Here is a 22,749-nt window from a genome sequence, read left to right on the forward strand (position 1 = left end):
TCAATGGTGAAGAAAAAGACCAGAACCCAGATGGTTCATGGGACAAGATCACTCCAGCAGACAGCAACACGCCAAACCCAAGTTACAGTGAATTGACAGAGCAAGTTGGGACTCCAATCAACGTTCAAGTTGGTGTCAATGGTGAAGAAAAAGACCAGAACCCAGATGGTTCATGGGACAAGATCACTCCAGCAGACAGCAACACGCCAAACCCAAGTTACAGTGAATTGACAGAGCAAGTTGGGACTCCAATCAACGTTCAGATCGTAGACGACGAAACGGCGAAGTTCCAACAACCCGATGGTTCATGGGTAGAAGTTTCCTTGAAAGATCTTCCAATCGATAACGATACGCCAGATGCACCAGTTGTTGAAGAAGAGTGGGTAGACGCAGAAACACCATCTACAGATACGCCTGGTAAGGATGACTCAGCAACCGGAAACGGTCATACACCAGATACTGAAGCACCTTCAAACAATGATAGTGTGACAGGTAATGGTGTCGTTGATGGTGCTGTAGTTACAGATGATACAGTTGCTCAAAACGGCAACCAAACATCTGAAGATCAAATGACTCAAGCACAGAGCACCTTGCCACAGACGAACCTTGGTTTGGCAGGGTTAGGACTTGGTGCATTGATGACTGGTATCGGTTCTGCCTTCGCATTGAAGAAAAAACACTAATAAGGTGAACTAATATTCATCTTTATAACAATATTAAGAGCTCCGGACTCATTGAGTTTGGGGCTCTTTTTTGATTTCTCGGATAACGCTTTATTAATTGTATTTATTTAAGTATAATGAAATGTGATTGTAACCGCTTTATGAAAAAATGGACGGAGGCTAAAAATGTTTGGGAAAAATAATCGCGTAATGCTTGATAGAAAAAATAGTGATCACGTGCGTCGCTATGCAATTAAACGTTTATCGGTCGGCGTGGCTTCAGTAGCTGTGGCAGGATTTTTGATTGGTGGTCATTCTGCTGTAGATGCTGCAGAAACAAGTCACGCAGAGGATATTCAATGGATTGATGAATCCGAACTAAAAACAGAAGAAGTCAGCGTCATTGAAGAAGAAACGATACAGTCTTCAGGATGGATTGAAGATAATGAGCAGGAAGTCCAAGATTATGAAGAATTAATTCCAGAAACAACTGAGAAATCGACACAGATTGAAGATCAAACGCTGGAAGATACTGAAGTTGAGACTCAGGCTGTTGGCGAAGAAATTACGCCAACATGGGTAGATGAAGATGAGGAAGAACCAGTAGATGAGGAACAACAGCAACAGGTAGAAGGGGATACGGCAATGTCTCCTGAAGCTGATGATGAATATGTTCATAAAGAGGCTGTAGTAACACCTAAACGTGTATACTCCATCGACGCTGGTCGTCGTTCATTTACTACCGACGAAGTGAAACATATCATCGATAAGATGAGTGAGTTAGGTTATACGGATCTACATTTGTTACTAGGTAATGATGGTTTCCGTTTCTTCCTTGATGATATGAGTGTTACGACTGAAACAAAGACATACACAGATGAAGAAGTGCGCGAAGGTTTGATCGCTGGTAACAAAGAATTTGGTCAGCGTAAAGGGTACAAACCAGCTGGTGGCCGTGAATACTTCACTCAGGATGAAATGGATGAATTGATGGCTTACTCCAAAGAAAAAGACATCAATATTATTCCAGGAATCAACAGTCCAGGCCACATGGATGCGATCGTGACCGCGATGGAAGCTATCGGTATTGAAGATGCGCGTTTCACATTAAAAGGTAAGGGATCAAACACAACATTAAATCTCGCTGGTGAAGAAGCTGTAGCTTTCACCAAAGCATTGACGAAGAAATACATCGACTACTTCAAAGCCTATGACCATGTTGAAATCTTCAACTTCGGCGCGGATGAATACGCGAATGACTTGGGTAGTGCGCTTGTGAGCGGTAATGGTTTCGATACCTTGATTGCGAACGATCTCTATGATGACTTCATTCAGTACTTGAATGATATGGCCGCACAGATCAAAGATGCTGGTTTACGTCCAATGGTATTCAATGATGGTATCTACTACAACAAGACAATGGATCAAGGTGATATCGACACGGATATCCTCGTATCATTCTGGACAAGCGGTTGGAATGGTTACAACCCGGCCAGCGCAAGTTTCTTGGTAGAACAAGGTTTTGACATCTTGAATACTAACGATAACTGGTACTTCGTCATGGGACGTCACCAGAAAGATCAAGGTTGGTACTCTCTGGAAATGGCCAAAGAAGGTATGGATAAATTTGGCTTCGATGACGTCCTCGGACAAGACGGCAAAGAACTACCAACAGTCGGTAGTATGGTGGCCTTCTGGGCTGACGAACCAGGAAAAGATTATGTTGAAAAACGTATCGATGAACACCTCGAACTATTCGCAGAGAAAAATGCGGATGCCTTTAGTGATGATAAAATTGATAAACATTCAGATAAGACACATGGTGCTGAAGATTCTATAACTACCATTGCAGGCGAAGGTGAGATCGACAAGCATTCAGACAAAACGACTGGCGCCGAAGACTCTACAACAACTGTTGTAGGCGAAGGCACAGTGGATAAACATTCTGATAAAACGAATGAAGCAAAAAATGTCACGAACGTCATTATCACAGAAGCTGCTACACCAGCTGAAGGCGCAACTGCAACATTGCCACAAACTGGCTTCGCAGCTGCAGGTTTGGGCTTAGGTTTAGCGATGACTGGTATTGGTGCTGCCTTCTCATTGAAGAGAAAACACTAATCAGATGAACTAACATTCATCTTCATAACACCCCTGAGAGCTCTGGACTCACTGAGTCTGGAGCTCTTTTTGGTACATGAAACAAAAATCACACGACCAATGCGTAGGGCGTACGATTTTGTTTTGTACAAGATCATTTCAATAAGTCAGCAAGGGTTAGTTCATCTTTATCTCCTTTTTTCCGTATGGATTTATACTTTTTGAGGACTGAAATGAGCTCGTTAAAATTTTTATTCCAGAAATCAAAATTTTCATCGAAACTCTTAATATTTTTGAGATCGTTGTAGTGCTGTTTAGCATAGTCGCTGGGTTTGATTGATTTCTTGTCGTTGGACCATGTTTCATAGTCATCGTGATAAATGATATGTAAAATTTCGATTTCAGGACGTGTACGGACATTATAAGTTGCTTCTACTTTTACTGAATAAGCTGGTGATAAGTTGAAGTTTTCTTTTCTAGAATCAAGTACACGATAAATCGTTACTTTCTCACCAAAGCTTTTGTTTAGATGATGCTTAGCGAATGATTTGGCGCTTCGGGTTCGTAAGACTTTTTCTTCTATTAGATCTTCATAATCAAATTTTAATGCATGATGATCTAATAATGCGGTTAAGATGGCTTGTTCAGCGGCTCCCTCAGCGATTAATGCGATCATTCCCCATTCACCGCCTGTCGTGTCGCTTTTTTCAGAGCCATATAAGCGTCATAGTTTGGCGCGGTATCCCCAAGATAATTCGAATCGAATACATCCGTGCGATTGAGATCCTTGCGAACATCAGCGCGAGAATAACGTTGTAGCGCAAAATGACGATCACGTTTGGTGAAGTAGATTTCATCATTCAGTTCGATACTACTCAATAACTCTGAATAGTGCGTACTGAAGATCAATGTTGCGTGATGTTTATTGATGGTTGGGTCAACAAAATATTCAATAAACGATTGTACGATCACATGATTGAAATGATTCTCTAATTCATCGACGAAGAGTATACCACCAGTTTGGAGAGTGAATAATACATTACCGTATAGCGTCACCCCTTTTGCTGTACCCGATGAGAGGTAATGTTCAATCGTTGCGAAGTTCGTTTCGGTGTATTCTTCCGGATGATTTTTAAATTTTAGACGATAGAAAAGCGTACGCTCTCCATCGTCATTTTTCAGTTTTTCAATTTTTAAGTATTCGATAGTCGGATCTAAAAATTGTAAGATTTCACCAGGTACATCAGAGGGATAGAACAATGCATTAACATTGGTGAACGCTAAGGTATCGATAATAAACGGAATCTGGTATTCGTTCTGATTGACGATCGTTCTGAATATAGAATCATCATTAGCGAGCATAGATGCCGCCACATCATCAAGTTTATTTCTATCAATCTGTGGTTTCTTAACTTCTGAAAAGTCAAAGAGCTGTTTTTTAGGCATCGTCTTTTTGGCTTTCTTTTGATAAATTTTTTCCGAAATGATCAGCCATTGGTTCATCGCTGAACGTTCGAAGGTAATCACATCTTTATAGATGATGCCATCTGATCCATAGAGATAGATCGTGAAAGTGATAGGCTGTTTACCGATAAGCACATCCGTCAGCGGTGTCTGATCAATTGATTTATGATGCAGTAACAAAGTTAATACACCAATAATTGTTTTCAGAATTGTGGTTTTTCCTGTCGCATTTTTCCCGATTAATGTAATGAGCTGGTTTGTCCACACGTTATTGAAGAGATGATGCAGTCTATCCTTATCATCATCTAATACGCGATCTTCATTGACTAGGGAAAATATCGTATTGTCCTCAAACATGGGATGACCAGAAATCTCTAATTGAAGTAGATTGAGTTTCTTTTCCTCAGTATGCATGATGATAACCTCCTATTTACGTCATTATACTGTATCAAATCGGTATTTAAAACAGATTTTATGGTTTCAACGCTAAATTTTAGTGTTTTTTGGTTATACAATATCAGCTATCTACTTTCATTACTTTCGTATAAAATAGGATTATCTTTTTTCAAAGGAGTAGTGTTATGGCGGAATATATTCAAGATATTTTGGCAGTGTTAGGGCAGTCGCTGAATAGTATCTCGCAAGGGGTTATGGCGATGGGACTCGGTTTTTCGATGACGGCGAGTGCATGGGCGTTCGCGATTGCGGCGGTGTTGAGCGTAGTGTTTACAAACGTCGCACCGTTATCGTTTCAGGCAGAGTCTTTGGCGTTGATCGGAACAATCGGTGAGGATTCGAGAGAACGTCGACACATTTTGATCTGGTCATCGATCTTATTGCTTTTGGTGGGAATGACCTCCTTCTCAAACTGGCTCGCTGATTTTGCGGGTGAGCAAGTTCTTGCCGGTATGATGGCAGGGGTCGGACTCATGTTATCGAAGATCGGCTGGCAGAATATTCAAGATGAGCGTGCGGTCGGCTATTCTTCATTAGCGATTGCGCTCGTTGTCTATCTAGTAACAGGCAACTTGGCATGGACGGTAGTAGCCTCCGTGCTTGGTTCGAGTCTGGTTTATTATGTGATGTATCGTGACGATATCAAAAAAAGCGCAACCGAGACGGCCGATCAATTGGAGAAACCAATTAAACCAGTACTGTCATTCAAGATTGCGCGTGGGGTATTGAGTTTTGTGACGTTGAATATTGCGGGGAACTTGTCTTACGGTTTGATTACTGGTCAGATGACGGGGATTACGCCGAACCCTGCCAATATCAATCATATGAATATTATCGAAGGGATCAGTAACTTTGTGTCAGCGCTCTTCGGTGGTGCGCCGGTTGGTGGTGTGATTTCAGCGACGGGTGCAGCGCCGCATCCAGTATTCGCGAACGTCTTAATGACGGCATTGATCGCATTCGTAATGTTCATCAAGTTATTGCCGAAGATGAGCCGCTACATTCCGAAAGAATCACTCGCTGGCTTCCTCTTCATTCTCGGTGTTTTTGTGGTCTTCCCGGATAATGCCGTTGCCGCGTTGACGGCAGGCAGTTTGGTTGGTGGGCTCACAATCATTCTCACCGCGATTACCGATCCGTTCATGGGATTAATGGCAGGAATTATTCTGCAATACGCTTTACTTATTCTTCAGTAAGGCACGTGTAGAGTTGTGGATAGTTTTCGCATTCTGAATTCTTCGGATGACAGATCTGACGGCCGAAGAGAATCATCGCGAGATGCGCATCGAGCCATTCGGATTCCGGCAGACATTCGCAGACGCGTTTTTCGATTTGGCGCGGTGTCCAGTTCGGTTCAGCGATGTGATGATGTTTGGAGACGCGTGAGACGTGCGTGTCCACTGCGAATGCAGGAATATCGAAACCGACGCTCAGTACGACGCTCGCCGTTTTGCGTCCGACGCCTGGGAGTGATTCGAGCGCACGGCGATTGTCTGGCACTTGTCCTTGATAGTCGTTGACGAGTTTCTGTGCGGTTTGAACGAGATATTTCGACTTATTATGGTAGAGGCCGATTGTTTTAATGTAGGGTTCGATGATTTCAGGTGTGGCTTTTGACATGGCTTCCGGTGTTGGGAAATCTTGGAATAAGTCTTTGGTGACTTTATTGACGGCGATGTCGGTCGTCTGCGCACTGAGCAGTACCGCACAGACGAGCTGGAACGGGTTCTCATAGTTCAGGGCCGGTTCAGCGTTTGGGAATAATTTAATGATTTCTTCGATGACATGGCGGGTGCATTCTTTGGTAAGCATGGTGATCGCTCCTTCGTAAACTTCTGTGTTAATTATAGCAAAGTTTAGCATCCGTCTGTGATTTGACACAATGAATTACCGTCAACTAAAATAGAAGAGCGAATGTGCGTTTTGCGCACTGACGATAATGATTATAGGTGAGAAAGAGGCAAGAACATGTCAGAAGAAACACATGATTTTCAAGTATTACTCTATTACAAATACACACCGATCGAAAACGCTGAAGAATTCAAGAATCAAGAACTCGAATTCTGTAAATCTATCGGTTTACGCGGCCGTATTTTGATCAGTGACGAAGGGATTAATGGAACGGTTTCTGGTCCTAAAGAAGTGACTCAGAAATACATGGATCACATGCACGCGATGGAACAGTTCTCAGACTTATGGTTCAAGATCGATGAAGCAGACGGTTACGCGCACAAGAAGATGTTTGTGCGTTACCGTCCAGAGATCGTTTCCTTGAAGTTAGAGGATGATATCGATCCAAACCAAACGACAGGTAAACATTTGAAACCAACTGAATTCCGCGATGCGATTTTGGATGATGAAACGATCGTTATCGACACACGTAATGACTACGAATACGATCTCGGTCACTTTAAAGATGCCGTACGTCCAGATATCCGTGCCTTCCGTGAGTTGCCACAATGGCTCCGTGACAACAAGGAACAGTTCATGGACAAGAAAGTTGTCGTTTACTGTACCGGTGGTGTCCGCTGCGAGAAATTGTCCGGTTGGATTCTTCGCGAAGGCATCACCGATAATGTCGGTCAGTTGAACGGTGGGATCGAAGCTTACGGTCAGGATCCTGAAACACAGGGTGACCTCTGGGAAGGTCAGATGTACGTTTTCGATGACCGTATTTCCGTACCGATCAACCACGTGTCACCATCAATCATCGGCCGTGACTGGTTCGACGGTACACCATGTGAACGTTACGTGAACTGTGGTAACCCAGAATGTAACCGTCAGATCTTAGCATCCGAAGAAAACCAAGAGAAATACCTCGGTGGCTGCTCCCACGAATGCCGTGTTCACCCACGCAACCGCTTCGTTGCGAAGATGGGCTGGTACAAGGCAGAAGTTGAGCGTCGCTTGGAAGCTATCGGTGAATCTCTACCGGTAAATGCTTAATTTTTGATTAAACCCTCTGTATTTTTAGGTCAGAGGGTTTTGTTATGCCGTCTATTGGGGTGGTTTCATGCTATAATTGTGTATAGCATTATGAACAGTTTGCCGAAGTGAGGAGGGAAGAGAACGATGAACCATATGGGAACCAAAACAATCGAGAGCGAACGCCTGTTACTGCGTCGTTTCCATCTCGATGACGCCCACGCCATGCATCAACGCTGGGCGGGTGATTATCAGTTGACCGCTCATATGTCCTGGCGTACGCACGATACGGTTCGCGAGTCAGAACGTGTGATTAAGAATTGGCAGGTCAAATACGCCAAACGGAAGTTCTATCACTGGTGCGTCGAAGTCAAAGCGACACATGCAGTGATCGGTGAAATTTACGTACGTCGTCTCCACAAAAAAGTGGACGGTGTAGAATTGGAATTCTGCATTAATGATGCGTATCAACTGGATAGTCTAACAGCTGAAGCGTGTCGGATCGTTATTCACTTTCTCTTCAATCAAGTGCAGGTGAAACGCATCGAATGTAATATGCCAACCAGTGATGTTGATAAACAAAGGTTTGTTGAAGCGCTCGGTTTTCAGCATGAAGGGCGCAAACGTTTCGGTGTGAAGACCAATCACGGCTTGGATGATCTCGAACTATACAGTCTCCTGCGCGGCGAACAGATGCAGTAAGTTTCTCAGTCAGGACCAGAGAGAGAAGGCTATTCATGAAAATCGATGAACTTTATAGTAAATTAGGTGAGCTAGGTTTTATCGAGAAGGATTACGTCGCGATAAAACACTACGCTAGGCAGAAGAATGGCGAAGAAGAACAGGAAGTATCCCATCGCGTCCTGAAAATTTATAGTGAGCAGGGGAAGATTGCGGAAGTGGTATTGGATTATCCATACATGATGCGGACCGATTATCCAGACTTTGCGCGGTTGAATATGTTAGAGCAGCAAGCGCTCGTCAGCATTCTCAGCGAATTTATGCAGACGCCGGTGACGGAACGCCAGAGTGAAATGTATTTTGCGTACTATTTCGATCTCAATCACCTGCCGCACTTTATCAAGAAACTCCCGAATGGTCGCTTGTCCGACGAAGTGATTCCGACCGCGTATTTGCGGACATTGTCGGATGAAGAATTACAGAAATTTATCTTTACGATGTCTGAAATGATGCAGTTCCCAGCAGACTATCGCCCACGACTCGATTCGGAGTCGTTCGTGAAGGTGATGTCTCACGAAGAGATGTCGGAAGAAATCAACAACCACAATAAAGGAAAATGAGAGGATTGAAATCAATGGATGATCAGCTACTCGAAAAAGTCAAAGCACACCTTTCCGGCGATCCTGAAGTGGATGTGTCGTATGCTTACGAATGCGTGCGCGGACACTTTGATCAGTTGCGTGACGATCCGGAATTTTTAGAACGATTGGTAACGGTATTGGGCGATCAATATCCTGATCGCCGTGAGATGATTAGTGATCTCTGGCACGATATTATCGATCGTTCCGATGAAAAATTTATCGATAAGATGTTCCGTCTGGTCGATCAAGATGAGGCGACACGTGCACAGTTTGAGATGAATTTCTTCATTTCAGCGATGGAGGAAGAATTCAAACAGTACAAACCGACGATGAATGTCCGTGACCTCAGCATCTATCGACCGGTCGATCTCTTTGAATTTAATTTCCATGAACCGCTAGAAACAGAACTCAGACAGACGCCGCGTGATTATTCTGGGATTTATATCTCCTATGCGCGTGTCTTACAAGCGGCGAATGAATGGCAAGAAGCGACGGAAGCCTACCAACAGGCACTGCTCTGGAATCCGTACAACGTGATTGCGATGTTAGATCTCGCGCATTTGTATCTCCATCTGAATCAATTCGGAATGTGCTATGCGACGGCGTTAAATGCGTTGAAACATGCGTTGCGTCCAACCGATCTCGCGCGTGCCTACTATTACATCGCCCGTTTCTACCAGAAGAAGGGTGATCAGGAAACCGCAATGAAGATTTTGCGTATTTCTGAATACTGGGAGCCACACGGTAAAACGACCGACCGTCTGAAGAAATTTGCGGAAGAATACACACTACCAGCAGAAGTCATCAGTCGCGAACAGATCGAAGAGATTCTCAGTCAATGTCATCTCGGTTATTATCCAGATAGCCACCATTTGAACGGGTTGAAGGCGTTTGCGAGTCGTCTCAAAGTGGTCGGTGACGTGAACGGTGCCTTGAAACTCTACCGTTACTACCAAGAACTCGTTCGCACTGAAGACGAAGCTGTCGATCAAATCATGAAATCTCTCGAAAAACAAGTCAATTAATTAGGAAGCGGGAAAGGCCATGTCCTTCATCAAAGAAAATATCAACAAGGTTCCAATTGCGGATCCAGTATTCAGTATTGTCGAAAAAGCCAACGCAGCCAAAGCACGCGATGGCAAAGAAAATGTTGTTGATGCAACGATCGGTACGTTATATGGCGAAGACGGTAAGATTATTGCTTTCGATAGTGTCTTCAAACCGTACGATGCAATCAGTAAAGACGTCAAAGCAGCGTATGCATCAAGTTTTACCGGGAATCCCTCCTTCCGTAAACAGGTTTACAACTGGGTGCTCGGTGATGTGAATTCAGCACTGGCTCATTCTGTCGTTGCTACACCAGGGGCGAGCGGTGCGATTTCAGTGACCATGAGTTCGGTATTGGAAGCGGGCGAGACGGTTATCTTGCCAGAGATCGCTTGGGGTAGCTACAAGCTCATGGCGGAAATGAGTAATTTGAAGCAGGCGACCTACCAATTATTCGATGGTAATCACTTCAACTTGGACGACTTTAAACGTGTCTGTCGTGAAGTGATGGCTGAGCAGGAGCGTCTCTTCGTGGTGATTAATGACCCGTGTCAGAATCCGACAGGGTACTCACTTTCCGTTTCCGAATGGGAGGAAGTTGTGGTGTTCTTGAATGAATGTGGCGAAGAAATGCCGGTCGTTCTCTTGAATGACATTGCCTACATCGATTACGCCTACGATCTCGAACACAGTCGTGATTACATGGAAACGTTCAACCAGTTTAACGAGAATGTGATGGCGGTATTGACGTTCAGCTGTAGTAAAGGGTTTACCTCATACGGTTTGCGTTGTGGTGCGGCGATTATCTTGGCACAGCATCAAGAGGCCGTTCGCGAAGTCGAAATCATCTTGGAAAAAGAAGCGCGTGCCATCTGGAGTAATATCCCGAATGCTGCGATGGAGAACTTCACGTATGTGACGACTGAGAACTACGATGCTTTCATGGCAGAAAAATCTGTGGCGATCGACTTGTTGAAGAAACGCAGTGATATTTTCGTTTCCGAAGCGAATGCATGTGGCCTACCGTACTACCCGTACAAAGAAGGGTTCTTCGTGACATTGGAAGTGCCTGACACGAAGATTCGTGATCAGTTCCACGCCGAAATGATGAACCAAAACATCTTCACGGTGAAATCAAACAAAGGAATCCGTGTGGCGGTATGTTCCTTGAGCGTCGAATCTTGTCACGGTTTGGCACCGCGTATGAAGCAGATCTTGGATGACGTTGTCGTGCAAAATCAATAATGGTTTTAGAAAATAAATTAAGACTGATATCTGATGCTGCTTTAGCAGAGGCAGAAGAACGACTCAGTAAACAAAAGGCGATTCAGTTATTTGATGAGGGAATACTTGATAACGCTGAAGCGGGAACGTTTAACACGCTCGCCTTAATTCATTGTTATTTATTTGAAGAAATGTATGAATTCGCCGGCAAGAGACGTACGGTCAATCTCGCAAAAGGTAATTTTCGTTTTGCGTCCGTGATGTATCTCGACGCCGCGTTGCAGACGATCGAAGCGATGCCGTAAGATTCATTTGGTGCCATCATCGAAAAGTATGTCGAGATGAATATTGCACATCCCTTTCGAGAGGGGAATGGTCGCAGTGTGCGATTGTGGTTGGATCATCTGTTGAAACAAACGATTGGACAAGTCATTGATTGGCAACAAATTGATAAACAGGACTATCTGCAGGCGATGATGCGCAGTCCGATTAATGATTTAGAAATTAAAACATTATTGCGCAGCGCATTGATAACCGACACGGATAGGCGTGAAACATATATGAAAGGGATCGACCAGAGTTACCATTATGAAGGTTATCATACCTACCGTGCTGAAGATCTCTAAGCACACAAAAACACCGAGCGCAATTTGGCGTTCGGTGTTTTGTTTTGGGGATTAGTATTCGTATTGACGTGGGACACGTTCACTGATGGCACAGACGACTTCGTAATCGATGGTTTCGAGTGGGACGCTCATCGTATTAATCGAATTAAAGGCATCGTCGTTCTGACCGAGCAGGGTGACGGTCGTACCGATCGACAATTCCTTAGGTAGGCGCACCATACATTGATCCATGCACACGCGGCCGATGATTGGACAGCGTTCGCCATCAATTAACACTTCAAATCCTGAAAGTTTGCGGTTGAAGCCATCCGCATAGCCGACTGGAATCGTACCGATCCATTCACCAGGTTCAGCAGTGTAAGTTGCACCGTATCCGATGGTATCTTCCTGTTCCATCTGTTTGACCCAGACGAGTTCGGTCTCCCAGGACATCACTTGTTTCAAGTCGACATCTTCGGGTAGCGTGTGTGCACCATTCGATGGGTTGATGCCGTAGAGTGCACAACCGAGACGAATCATATCGAGAGACTGTTCGGGACGCCAGATCGCCATGGCGGAGTTGGATTGGCTGATGATCGGGCGTTTTGATAATTGACTGAAGTCGAGTTGATCGATGATTTCTGTGAAGCGCGACGTCTGCATTTCGGTATGATCAACTTCCATCGTGCTGTCACCGTCTGCGGTTGATTGATGCGTGAAGATACCTTCGAGACGGAAGCTGTCTTCATGTTCTGTGATAAAATCAATAATTGCTTGGCCATCCGCGGCGTTCCGCACACCGATACGTCCCATACCGCTGTCAATTTTAAGGAAAATCGGTAAAGCTGGCACACCGGCTGGTTTAATATCTAACGCTTGTTTGAGCCATTCAACGGATGAAATCGTCACGGTGATGGATTCCGCAGCGTGCAGCCAAGCATCTTCGACAGCGGTATGACCGAGAATCAGAATCGGTTTAACGATGCCGGCCTGACGAAGTTCCAGCGCCTCATCACTGATGGCAACATTAAACATATAAATAGCATCGTCTTTTTCGAGATATTCTGCGACGGGAACTGCGCCGTGACCGTATGCATCAGCTTTGATGACTGCAGATATTTTGGTGTTTTCGGACAGACGGCGCTTAATCGTCTCTAAATTATGACGCAATGCGGGAAAAGATATTGTACAATGTGTAGGACGATGTGTTCCTTGAACCATGAATGACATTCCTTTCTTGAGTGATAACGGAGGTGAAGAGATGCGCAGACAAACGTATCGCGAGGGTGTCAAAGCACGCAAGCGTGAACAGAAACGCAATGAACGACAGAAGATGAAGCGGACCGTCGAACAGGATACGGCGACGTTCGATCGTGAGCAGTTCACGGATACGTCGGTGGCGCACTGTGACGACTCGCTCCAAGTGCAGAGTACCACAGAAATCTTCTATGAAAAGCAGAAGCGCAGACAGTGGTTCTGGTCGGGAAATTCTTATTCCTGGCGCCACGTTCTCGTCCTCGTTCTAATTATTATTGCGGTTTGGCTCGTCATCTGGCTGTTACCTGGCGTTATCGATATATTATTCTAGTAAACAAAAAGCATGATACCGAAATGCTTCACACAAAATCAATGTGCGACGTCTCGAATCATGCTTTTTTATGATTATTTTGTTTTTGGTTCGATGACTTGTAGTTCTTTGGTGTAGTGGTTAATCACTTCCGGACCTTTTTCGGTAGCGATCAGAAGATCTTCGATACGAACGGCCGTGTTACCTGGAAGGTAAATGCCCGGTTCAACAGAGAAGCAGTTACCCGCTTGAATTTTGGTCTGGTTACTTGAAGACACGTCACCTTTTTCGTGTGTTTCACGACCGATGAAGTGACCGATACGATGCGTGAAGTATTCACCGTAACCTTCAGCGTCGATGTGATCGCGACCGGCTAAGTCAACTGCTGACAATGCTTCGCCGACTTTGGCTGCTTTAAGTCCGCGTTCCTGCGCTTCGAGAGTAATATAGTAGATTTTCTTCGCTTCTTCACTCGGTTCGCCGTAGTAAACCGTACGTGTCATGTCCGAGCAGTAGAAGTCATGACGGCAACCAACGTCAATGACCACGGAATCGCCCAGTTTAGGTAAACTGTCGTCCGGTTCGTGGTGTGGATCCGCACCATTCGCACCATATGCGACAATCGGTTCGAAGCTGAAACCTTGGTTGGCGCCTTCCTCTTTGTAGAGGCGGAGTAACTCATTGCAGGCTTCGATCTCGCTGACACCATAAGGAATGACTTCCTTGATCAAACGTTCAATTGCGCGGTCGTTGATTTCAGACGCAATGCGCATTTTTTCTTGTTCCTCCGGTGTCTTGATCGCACGTTGGTCATCGACAATATCACTCGCTACCGCGAAGATGATCTCAGGATACGCCTTGATTAACGGCAATAACTGACCGGCAATCATTTGCTTGTCGACACCGACCTGCTTGGCGCTGTCGAAGAGACCGGTGCCTTTGAGGATGTCGATCGGTGCATCGCTATCGTATACCCATGTCACATCGACGCCCTCGGGATCATCGAATACAAATAATTTATTAGCAAGCAATTGTGGCGTACCGGATTGTGGCACGAGGAACAACCATAGACGTTCCATCGGGTCGAATTCAATGTTTAGATAATAGGAAATCGCTCCAGGATCGCTCACGATCATTACGTCGAGAGATGCTTCCTGGAGGTGTTGTTGTAGTGTTTCAATCTTTGTTTGTGCCATCACGCAAACCTCCTTGATAGAATGATTATAGCATAGTCGTGTTATCATATAGATAAATCTAAGAATCTTTTACAAATTGTTGAAATTGTTTATCATTTACAGTAATATATTACACAATTCGTAAAGAATATTTATACAAATCAAAAAATACAGAGGGAGTTGAGGGAGCCGATGAGTCAGGAAGAGTTGCTACAGGTGAATCATTTGAGTACGGGTTATCGTACGGGTGATAACTATTATAATGCGGTTGATGACACATCAATTACGCTGCATCGCAATGAAGTGCTCGCGCTTGTTGGGGAATCAGGCTGTGGAAAGAGTACACTTGCGACCTCCATTGTCGGATTGCATGATGCCAAAAACACACGCATTACTGGAGAGGTTCTCTATAAAGGGAAAAATTTATTAGAGTACACGGAAGACGAATATAACGAATTACGTGGCCGTGATATCGGTATGATCTTTCAGGATCCGATTGGGTCATTAAACCCATTGATGACGGTCGGTGAACAGATTAGTGAATCATTGTTTTATCACTCCGATTTGAATAAACAACAGCGCTATGAGCGTGTATTAGAATTATTGGATCGGGTTCAAATTGTAAATCCTAAACGTGTTTATAAACGTTATCCTCATGAATTGTCCGGTGGGATGCGCCAGCGTGTAGTGATCGCTCTGGCGTTGGCGAATGATCCGAATATTATTATCGCCGATGAACCGACCACCGCATTGGACGTTATTATTCAAGCCGAAATTTTACAATTAATGACAGATATCCAGAAGAAGAGCGATTCCGGTATTATCCTGATCACTCACGACTTAGGTGTGGTGGCGCAGATGGCGGATCGTGTCGCGGTGATGTATGCAGGGCAGATTGTGGAAGAAGCGGACGTATTCACACTCTACAAAAATCCGCTGCATCCATACACGCGCTCATTAATGAAGTCAATCCCTCAAGATCTAGACGGTGGCGAAGCGCGTGACAATCTCCATGTGATTCAGGGAACGGTACCATCACTCAGAAATATTCCGCGTACGGGCTGCCGTTTTGCGGATCGTATTCCATGGGTGCCTGCAGAAGCACATGAGGAAAATCCAACGTTACATGAAGTAGAACCAGGACATCTCGTGAGATGCACGTGCTGGAAGGATTTCGAATTTGAAGATGGTGAAGCATAATGTCAGTGATTGAAATTCAAAACTTAAAAGTTCACTTCCCAATCCGCGGCGGTTTTTTCAACACGATTCAGGATTGGGTGTACGCCGTTGATGACGTTAGTTTGTCAATCGAACCTGGTAAAACATATGGTTTAATCGGCGAATCTGGCTCAGGAAAAACAACGATAGGTCGTGCGATCGTTGGCTTAGAAGATGTCACCGATGGAAAGATTCTCTACGATGGTCAGGACGTCACCCACAAGGCACGCAGTAAACGTGGAAAATTAAAGGAATTTAACCAAGCCGTACAGATGATTTTTCAGGATTCAACGTCGGCCTTGAATCCTAAAAAACGCATCATCGATATTATTAAGGAACCGATTATTAATTACTCCGAGAAAAAATTGAGTGATCAGGCGATGAAACATCGTGTGATTGAATTATTAGAAATTGTCGGCTTGAATGAGGAGTCACTCTATAAATATCCACATGAATTCTCTGGTGGACAGCGTCAGCGTATCGGTGTGGCGCGTGCAGTCGCCAGCGATCCTAAATTAATCATTGCGGACGAACCGACATCGGCTTTGGACGTGTCGGTGCAGGCGCAGGTGTTGAACTTCATGAAACAAATCCAAGATGAATATAATATTAGTTATTTGTTCATTAGTCATGATTTAGCGGTGGTCCAGCATATGGCGGATCATATTGCGATTATGCATCACGGTCGTTTTGTGGAACAGGGAACACGTCGTGAAATCTTTAGAGATCCGACACATATTTATACGAAACGATTATTAGCGGCGATTCCACAGACGGATCCAACGAAACGTCAGGCAACACTTGAGTTGCAACGCCAGGTTCAAGCAGAAGCTGCACAGAATCATTTACGTTACTATGACGAGAATGATCGTGCGTATGATTTGATGTCAATCAATGCTGAACATTATGTTGCGTTGAATCCGAATAGTAATCGAGGTGAAGAATAATGTGGAAAACGGTTTTACGAAGAGTCCTATTGATGATTCCACAAATTATTATTTTAAGTGTCATCGTATTCGTCATTGCACAGATGATGCCGGGGGACCCTTTCTCTGGAAAAATTAACCCGAACACCGATCCTGCCCAGATCGAAGCCTTACGTGAGCAATTGGGATTGAACGATCCCGTTCTCGTACAGTATGGTCGCTGGGTGAAGAATGTTTTTCAAGGGGATTTCGGTCAGAGCTTTACGTATAAAGTGCCCGTCACCCAGTTAATCGGCCAACGTGTCGGGAATACGATTTGGTTATCGATTTTAACGTTGATTTTGACGTATGCGATCGCCTTACCACTCGGCATGCTCGCAGGACGCTATGATAATTCCAAATTGGATCGCGGTGTCGTGTTATACAACTACATCAGTTATGCCATTCCAACGTTCGTTCTCGCATTATTATTCGTCTGGATTTTCGGTTACAAGCTCGGTTGGTTCCCAACACAGGGATCGGTGGATCTTGGGATTGCGAAAGGCACTTTCCAATATGTGGCCAATCGTTTCTATCATATGATCCTACCAGCGATTACGGCCGCATTGCTCGGAACGACAGGGATCATCCAGTATTTGCGTAGTGAAGTCATTGACTCCAAGCATGAGGATTACGTTAAGACGGCGCGTTCTAAAGGGGTACCCGTTGAAAAAGTTTATTCCAAACATATTTTCCGTAATTCGATTTTACCGGTCGCCTCATCATTCGGTTACCAGATTACGGGGTTGATTGGCGGGTCAGTATTTATTGAAAATATCTTCGCCTATCCGGGAATGGGACAGTTATTTATTCAATCGATTACTAGCCGTGACTACAGTGTCGTACTCGCAACGATGCTTCTGACAGGAATCATGGTACTCTTTGGGACGTTGATTTCAGATATCATCTTGAGCATCGTAGATCCTCGAATTCGTATTGATTAGGCGGTGAAACACATGTCAAAATTAAAAAAACAACAGGAAACTATCGATAATGCAAAGGATATTGCTGTGGTAGATTCACCGCAAGTATCAGACGATCAGCCGGAACAAGCGATCGGTTGGCGTGTCATTGCACGCGAATTTATGAAAGATAAAGTCGCTTTATTCTGTCTTATCTTATTACTCGTTCTTATTTTTGGGATTTTCATCTGGTCATTCTTTATTGACCAAGAAGAAGTTATGACGGTCAGTTTATTAGACTACTATATGCCGCCGAGTGCCGAGCATTGGTTCGGAACCGATTCGGGCGGTCGCGATATTTTCGGTCAGCTAATTATCGGGGCGAAAAATTCGATCTTAATTGCGATTTCAATCACATTAATTACGAGTGTTATCGGTATTATTGTCGGTCTCGTGGCAGGGTACTACGGTAGCTTCGTTGATAATGTCATTATGCGTATTATCGACTTTATTATGATTTTGCCACTCGACATGATCATCATTGTTTTTGTCACATTGATCCGTGACTACAATGTTTCTTCCTTTATCTTTATTATGTCGGCCTTCAACTGGGTCGGACAGGCGCGTCTGATTCGTAGTCAAGCACTATCCGAAAGTCGTCGCGATTATGTCAGTGCGTCGAAAACGATGGGGACGTCCGATTTTACCATCATGTGGCGTGAGATTATGCCGAACCTCAGTTCGTTGATCATTGTCAATCTGACCTTAAACTTTGCCGGAAACATCGGTATCGAAACCGGGCTCTCTTACTTGGGATTCGGGTTACCGACTTCTGTGCCGAGTCTCGGAACATTAATTGGTTATGCACAATCGCCAGATATTTTAGCGAACCGCGCCTGGGTTTGGTTGCCGGCATCGCTCTTGATTCTAGTGATGATGATTTCAATTAACTATGTCGGACAAGCCTTGAAACGCTCTGCTGACGTGCGTCAGCGTCTAGGTTAGGCTCTGTACAATCTATTGTTTCAAACGCTATGGTTATTCGCCGTAGCGTTTTTTGTTGCGTGATGCTATTGGTGTTCCTTGTAGACCTTTTTGTGAATTTTTAATATAAACGCTTGCAATTAGTAAGCACTATCCGTTATACTCTAGAATACATTTTCATAAAATACTGTAACGAAGGGAATGAGAAGTATGTTCAAGAAATGGCTAATCGGATTATTAGCGACAAGTAGTTTGGTGGTTGCAGGCTGTGCTAGTCAGGATGCTGGAGATAACTCAAATGGAACGGAGAAAACTGCTGAAACGGGACCGGCTGTTGCGATCAATGAATCCGTTGAGCATGAAGGCGAACCGATTGAAGGCGGAACGCTGAAAGTCGCACTTGTGCATGATTCTCCATTCCAAGGGGTATTCAGTGAAGTCTTCTCAGAAGAGGGTTACGACGGTAACTTAATGGCCTATTCACATGAAGGCCTATTCCACATCGATGAGAACTATCTCGTAACGGATGGTGGAGCCGCAAATATGTCAATCGATGAAGAAAATAAGATCGTGACCGTCAAATTGCGTGATAATCTCAAGTGGTCTGATGGGGAACCTGTGACAGCCGATGATGTGATTTTTAGTTATGAAATTCTTGCTTCACCTGAAGCTAACAGTGAATACTTCGATATGACGGAAATGAGTAATTTAGAAGGTGTACTCGAATATCGTAACGGCGAAGCGGATCATATCTCAGGACTCGAAAAAGTTGACGATCAAACGGTTAACTATCATATGAAAGAAATCAATATGGATATTAAGTATGGTGGCGGCGGTTTATGGAGCGAGGTGCTGCCGAAACATTACCTAGAAGATATCACGGTTGATGAATTATCCGCGAGTCCGCAAATTCGTCAAAAACCAGTCAGCTTTGGGCCGTTCCGTGTCAAGGAAGTTGTTGAAGGGGAATCGGTTGAGTACGAAGCTAATGAGTATTACTACCGCGGACGACCAAAATTGGATAAAATCCAACTAACGCGTGTCCCAAGTACTAACATTGCTTCAGCATTGCAGAATCACCAGTTTGATATGGTAAGTGCGATGCCGAGAGATAGTTACGACCAATACAAGGATATCTCAGGTTACGATTATCTCACAGCGCCGGCCTTGCAGTATGGATTTATGGGATTCAAACTTGGGAAGTGGAATGCTGACAAGGGAGAGGTTGAACCTGATCCAAATGCGAAGATGGCGAATCCAAAATTGCGTCAGGCGATGGGATACGCGCTAGATAACGATGCAATCGGTCAGCGCTTCAATCATGGATTAACATGGAATGCGAATTCCGTCATCGTTCCTGGATTCGAAGACTTGCATGATAAAGAACAGCCAGGCTTTTACTATGATCCAGAAAAGGCGAAACAACTACTAGACGAAGCAGGCTATGAAGATGTTGATGGTGATGGACTGAGAGAAACACCTGAAGGCGAAAAACTGCAGATTAATATTGCGATGGGTGGCGGCAAACCGACGAGTGAACCGACTGCGCAGTATTACATACAGGCGTGGAAAGAGGTAGGCTTAGATACACAGTTAACGAACGGCCGTTTATTAGACTTCCAGGATCTGATTCAACGCATCGATAGCGACGACGAAAGTGTTGACGTGTTTATCCTATCGTGGGCATTGGGTAATAATCCGAAGCCACAATCGTTCTCTCGTACCACACAGCAGAACACGCCACGTTACGCAACTGAAGAGAGTGATCAGCTGTTAGAAGCGATCAGTAGTCAGGAAGCCTACGAAAACGATGACTATCGTCGTGAACAGTATAAGAAATTCCAGCAATACATGGTAGACGATCCAGCAGTGATTCCATTGAATTACTTGATGTATGTGACGCCTGTGAACAAGAGTGTGAAAGCATACAACTCTTCCAGTGCGGATACCGAACGCACGAACTGGGCGGATGTACAATTGGTATCTGAAGAACCATTGTCAGAGTAAGAATAAGCATCATTATCGAATAACAAGACATTGAACCGGTAAGGCCAACGTGTGCCTTTACCGGTTTTTGTTTTATATAAAATCTTCCGCCATAAAAATTCAGAAAATATTAAATTTATATAAATAATTGTTGAAGAAAGAATAAAAACATGTTATTATCTAAATTGTCAGAAAAAAGAGAATAATTGAATTTTTACAAAAGAAGGGGAAGTTGTATATGAAGTTCAAGAAATGGATGATCGGGCTAGCGACCTTGAGTGCGCTAGCCATCGCTGGATGCGGTAATGGCCAAAGCGATGCCGATACGAGTAATCAAGCTTCAGCAGAAGGTCCAGCAGTCGGAATTATGGAAGAAGTACAAAATGAAGGCGAAGCGATTGATGGGGGTACATTGAAGGTCGCGTTAGTCACCGATGCACCTTTCCAGGGTATTTTTAGTTTCTCATTAGCATCGGATGCTTACGATACACAATTGATGCAATTCTCTCACGAAGAATTGCTCAAGACCGATGAAAATTTCCAGATCACCGATCAAGGACCTTCAAAGGTTGAGATTGATGAAGAAAATAAAACGGCAACCTTGACCTTGCGTGATAACTTGAAATGGTCAGATGGCGAACCGGTAACAGCAGATGATGTGATTTTCGGTTATGAAGTGTATGCTTCACCGGATTCGCAGAGTTTACATTTTGACCTTGAAGAAAATGGTAATGTCGAAGGTGTCGAAGAATTCCACAATGGTGAAGCCGATCATATCTCTGGTATCGAAAAAGTCGATGATCATACGGTGAAATATCATTTGAAGGAAATTACACCAGATCTGAAATACGGTGGCGGCGGATTACATAGCGAAGCACTGCCGAAACATGATTTGGAAGATATTCCAGTGGAAGAATTGTCATCAAGTCCACAATTACGTCAACATCCAATCGGCTTCGGTGCCTTCCGCGTGACGCAAATTGTAGATGGTGAGTCCGTAGAATATGAAGCGAATGAGTATTACTACGGCGGTAAACCGAAGATTGATAAAATTCAACTGACTCGTGTACCGTCTGCGAATATCGCTTCAGCGCTGAAGAACCAACAGTATGATGTTGTTTTAGGGATGCCGAACAGTAGCTATGAAGACTACAAAGATGCAGCAGGCTACGACTTCTTAACCGTTCCAGCAATGGCATACTCCTTCATGGACTTCAAGTTAGGTAAATGGAACGATGAAAAACGAGTCGTTGAACCGGATCCAAATGCAAAAATGGCCGATCCAAAATTGCGTCAAGCCATGGGTTACGCTGTTGATAATGATGCGGTCGGTGAACGTTTCTACCACGGTTTAAGCTGGAATGCCAATTCGCTTGTCGTGCCAAGTTTCCAAGATTTACACGATAGTGAACAGAAAGGGTTCTACTACGATCCAGAAAAAGCCAAACAATTATTAGATGAAGCTGGTTATAAGGATACCGATGGCGACGGTTTACGTGAAGATCCAGAGGGTAACAAACTAACGATCAATTACGGTATGGCAGGTGGTGACGCTGTTGCTGAACCACAGTCACAATACTACATGCAAGCATGGAAAGAAGTCGGACTAGACGTTCAATTGACAGACGGACGCTTACTCGATTTCAATAACTTGAGCGATCGTATAGAGAATGATGATGATAGTATCGATGTGTTCATGCTAGCGTGGTCAGTGGGTACCAATCCAAAACCAGAAAACTTCTCTCGTACGAGTCAAATGAATATGACACGTTACGCTACCGAAAAAAGTGAAGACATCCTGGCACAGATGAGTACCACTAAAGCCTTCGAAGATGAAAACTACTACAAAGAGTTGTTCAAAGAATGGCAACAATACAATGTGGACGATCCGGCAGAGATTCCATTGCGCTTCTCGGTTGAGGTCACACCAGTCAACAAACGTGTGAAATTCTTCAATGCGTCAAATGACAATACAAAAGCCACCATAGCGAACTGGGCGACGGTAGAATTGACCGCAGACGCACCAGTCGCTGAATAGAAAAACATACTACTTCCCACTCATATAATAAATTCACAGTATGTTTTATTAAGCGAAAGTCATGAATAGGCTTTCGCTTTTTTGGTTTTCGGGATAAAATGGGCAGATA

The 22,749-nt window shown here is 44.2% G+C and carries 20 protein-coding genes and 1 pseudogene; 16 read left to right on the forward strand and 5 right to left on the reverse strand.

Annotated elements, in window-relative coordinates; all coding sequences use genetic code 11:
* Positions 1 to 683 (forward strand): hypothetical protein (locus tag ACWOEX_RS05170; RefSeq protein ID WP_455298497.1); only part of this gene is annotated, 683 nt, incomplete at its 5' end.
* Between the two features lie 165 nt (positions 684 to 848).
* The gene (locus ACWOEX_RS05175) at positions 849 to 2,783 is read left to right on the forward strand and encodes a family 20 glycosylhydrolase (RefSeq protein ID WP_455298498.1); all 1,935 of its coding nucleotides are present in this window, start codon (positions 849 to 851) and stop codon (positions 2,781 to 2,783) included.
* 133 nt (positions 2,784 to 2,916) lie between these two features.
* Here ACWOEX_RS05175 and ACWOEX_RS05180 read toward each other — a convergent pair whose 3' ends face one another.
* Both ACWOEX_RS05180 and ACWOEX_RS05185 read right to left on the reverse strand, forming a co-directional pair.
* Positions 2,917 to 3,438, reverse strand: a complete 522-nt coding sequence (locus tag ACWOEX_RS05180) for an N-6 DNA methylase (protein ID WP_455298500.1) — start codon at positions 3,436 to 3,438, stop codon at positions 2,917 to 2,919.
* Positions 3,435 to 4,640, reverse strand: coding sequence for an AAA family ATPase (locus tag ACWOEX_RS05185; protein ID WP_455298502.1), 1,206 nt, complete (start codon positions 4,638 to 4,640; stop codon positions 3,435 to 3,437). Before ACWOEX_RS05185 ends, ACWOEX_RS05180 begins: the two co-directional genes overlap by 4 nt.
* A 167-nt stretch (positions 4,641 to 4,807) precedes the next feature.
* Here ACWOEX_RS05185 and ACWOEX_RS05190 point away from each other — a divergent pair, with 167 nt between their 5' ends.
* On the forward strand, positions 4,808 to 5,878 hold the full coding sequence (locus ACWOEX_RS05190; RefSeq protein ID WP_455298504.1) for an NCS2 family permease: 1,071 nt from the start codon (positions 4,808 to 4,810) through the stop codon (positions 5,876 to 5,878).
* On the opposite strand, the gene nth is transcribed toward ACWOEX_RS05190, so the two are convergent.
* Positions 5,865 to 6,494, reverse strand: coding sequence for an endonuclease III (gene nth / locus ACWOEX_RS05195; protein WP_455298506.1), 630 nt, complete (start codon positions 6,492 to 6,494; stop codon positions 5,865 to 5,867). The two genes, ACWOEX_RS05190 and nth, sit on opposite strands and share 14 nt — an antisense overlap.
* A gap of 156 nt (positions 6,495 to 6,650) precedes the next feature.
* On the opposite strand from nth, the gene trhO reads away from it, so the two are divergent.
* The 6 genes and pseudogenes from trhO to fic all read left to right on the forward strand — a co-directional run bounded on the left by trhO (position 6,651) and on the right by fic (position 11,826).
* Complete coding sequence (gene trhO / locus ACWOEX_RS05200) at positions 6,651 to 7,628, forward strand: oxygen-dependent tRNA uridine(34) hydroxylase TrhO (protein ID WP_455298507.1); 978 nt, start codon at positions 6,651 to 6,653, stop codon at positions 7,626 to 7,628.
* Positions 7,629 to 7,754: 126 nt separating this feature from the next.
* Positions 7,755 to 8,309, forward strand: coding sequence for a GNAT family N-acetyltransferase (locus ACWOEX_RS05205; protein WP_455298508.1), 555 nt, complete (start codon positions 7,755 to 7,757; stop codon positions 8,307 to 8,309).
* A gap of 35 nt (positions 8,310 to 8,344) precedes the next feature.
* Entirely contained in the window at positions 8,345 to 8,908 is a 564-nt protein-coding gene (locus ACWOEX_RS05210; protein WP_455298510.1) for a hypothetical protein, read from the forward strand.
* Between the two features lie 14 nt (positions 8,909 to 8,922).
* Positions 8,923 to 9,954 carry a tetratricopeptide repeat protein gene (locus ACWOEX_RS05215; RefSeq protein WP_455298512.1) on the forward strand — a complete coding sequence of 344 codons (1,032 nt, stop codon included), beginning with the start codon at positions 8,923 to 8,925 and terminating at the stop codon, positions 9,952 to 9,954.
* Between the two features lie 19 nt (positions 9,955 to 9,973).
* Entirely contained in the window at positions 9,974 to 11,221 is a 1,248-nt protein-coding gene (locus ACWOEX_RS05220; RefSeq protein WP_455298513.1) for a pyridoxal phosphate-dependent aminotransferase, read from the forward strand.
* Positions 11,221 to 11,826 (forward strand): annotated as a pseudogene (fic, locus tag ACWOEX_RS05225) (protein adenylyltransferase Fic). Before ACWOEX_RS05220 ends, fic begins: the two are co-directional and overlap by 1 nt.
* A gap of 51 nt (positions 11,827 to 11,877) precedes the next feature.
* Here fic and alr read toward each other — a convergent pair.
* Positions 11,878 to 13,026 carry an alanine racemase gene (gene alr / locus ACWOEX_RS05230; RefSeq protein WP_455298514.1) on the reverse strand — a complete coding sequence of 383 codons (1,149 nt, stop codon included), beginning with the start codon at positions 13,024 to 13,026 and terminating at the stop codon, positions 11,878 to 11,880.
* A gap of 40 nt (positions 13,027 to 13,066) precedes the next feature.
* Between alr and ACWOEX_RS05235 the strand changes: the two genes are divergently transcribed.
* Positions 13,067 to 13,393 carry a hypothetical protein gene (locus ACWOEX_RS05235; RefSeq protein WP_455298516.1) on the forward strand — a complete coding sequence of 109 codons (327 nt, stop codon included), beginning with the start codon at positions 13,067 to 13,069 and terminating at the stop codon, positions 13,391 to 13,393.
* A gap of 74 nt (positions 13,394 to 13,467) precedes the next feature.
* Here the strand turns inward: ACWOEX_RS05235 and ACWOEX_RS05240 are convergent, their stop codons facing one another.
* Positions 13,468 to 14,568, reverse strand: a complete 1,101-nt coding sequence (locus tag ACWOEX_RS05240; protein ID WP_455298518.1) for a M24 family metallopeptidase — start codon at positions 14,566 to 14,568, stop codon at positions 13,468 to 13,470.
* A 171-nt stretch (positions 14,569 to 14,739) separates the two neighbouring features.
* Between ACWOEX_RS05240 and ACWOEX_RS05245 the strand changes: the two genes are divergently transcribed.
* The 6 genes from ACWOEX_RS05245 to ACWOEX_RS05270 all read left to right on the forward strand — a co-directional run bounded on the left by ACWOEX_RS05245 (position 14,740) and on the right by ACWOEX_RS05270 (position 22,640).
* On the forward strand, positions 14,740 to 15,747 hold the full coding sequence (locus tag ACWOEX_RS05245; RefSeq protein ID WP_455298519.1) for an ABC transporter ATP-binding protein: 1,008 nt from the start codon (positions 14,740 to 14,742) through the stop codon (positions 15,745 to 15,747).
* Positions 15,747 to 16,712, forward strand: coding sequence for an ATP-binding cassette domain-containing protein (locus ACWOEX_RS05250; protein ID WP_455298521.1), 966 nt, complete (start codon positions 15,747 to 15,749; stop codon positions 16,710 to 16,712). Before ACWOEX_RS05245 ends, ACWOEX_RS05250 begins: the two co-directional genes overlap by 1 nt.
* Positions 16,712 to 17,674, forward strand: a complete 963-nt coding sequence (gene opp4B, locus ACWOEX_RS05255; RefSeq protein ID WP_455298523.1) for an oligopeptide ABC transporter permease — start codon at positions 16,712 to 16,714, stop codon at positions 17,672 to 17,674. Before ACWOEX_RS05250 ends, opp4B begins: the two co-directional genes overlap by 1 nt.
* 12 nt (positions 17,675 to 17,686) lie before the next feature.
* On the forward strand, positions 17,687 to 18,637 hold the full coding sequence (locus tag ACWOEX_RS05260; protein WP_455298525.1) for an ABC transporter permease: 951 nt from the start codon (positions 17,687 to 17,689) through the stop codon (positions 18,635 to 18,637).
* Positions 18,638 to 18,826: 189 nt separating this feature from the next.
* Positions 18,827 to 20,623 carry an oligopeptide ABC transporter substrate-binding protein gene (locus ACWOEX_RS05265; protein ID WP_455298526.1) on the forward strand — a complete coding sequence of 599 codons (1,797 nt, stop codon included), beginning with the start codon at positions 18,827 to 18,829 and terminating at the stop codon, positions 20,621 to 20,623.
* A 217-nt stretch (positions 20,624 to 20,840) separates the two neighbouring features.
* Entirely contained in the window at positions 20,841 to 22,640 is a 1,800-nt protein-coding gene (locus ACWOEX_RS05270) for an oligopeptide ABC transporter substrate-binding protein (protein WP_455298528.1), read from the forward strand.
* Positions 22,641 to 22,749 lie beyond the last annotated feature (109 nt).

Source organism: Aerococcus vaginalis (assembly GCF_053762225.1).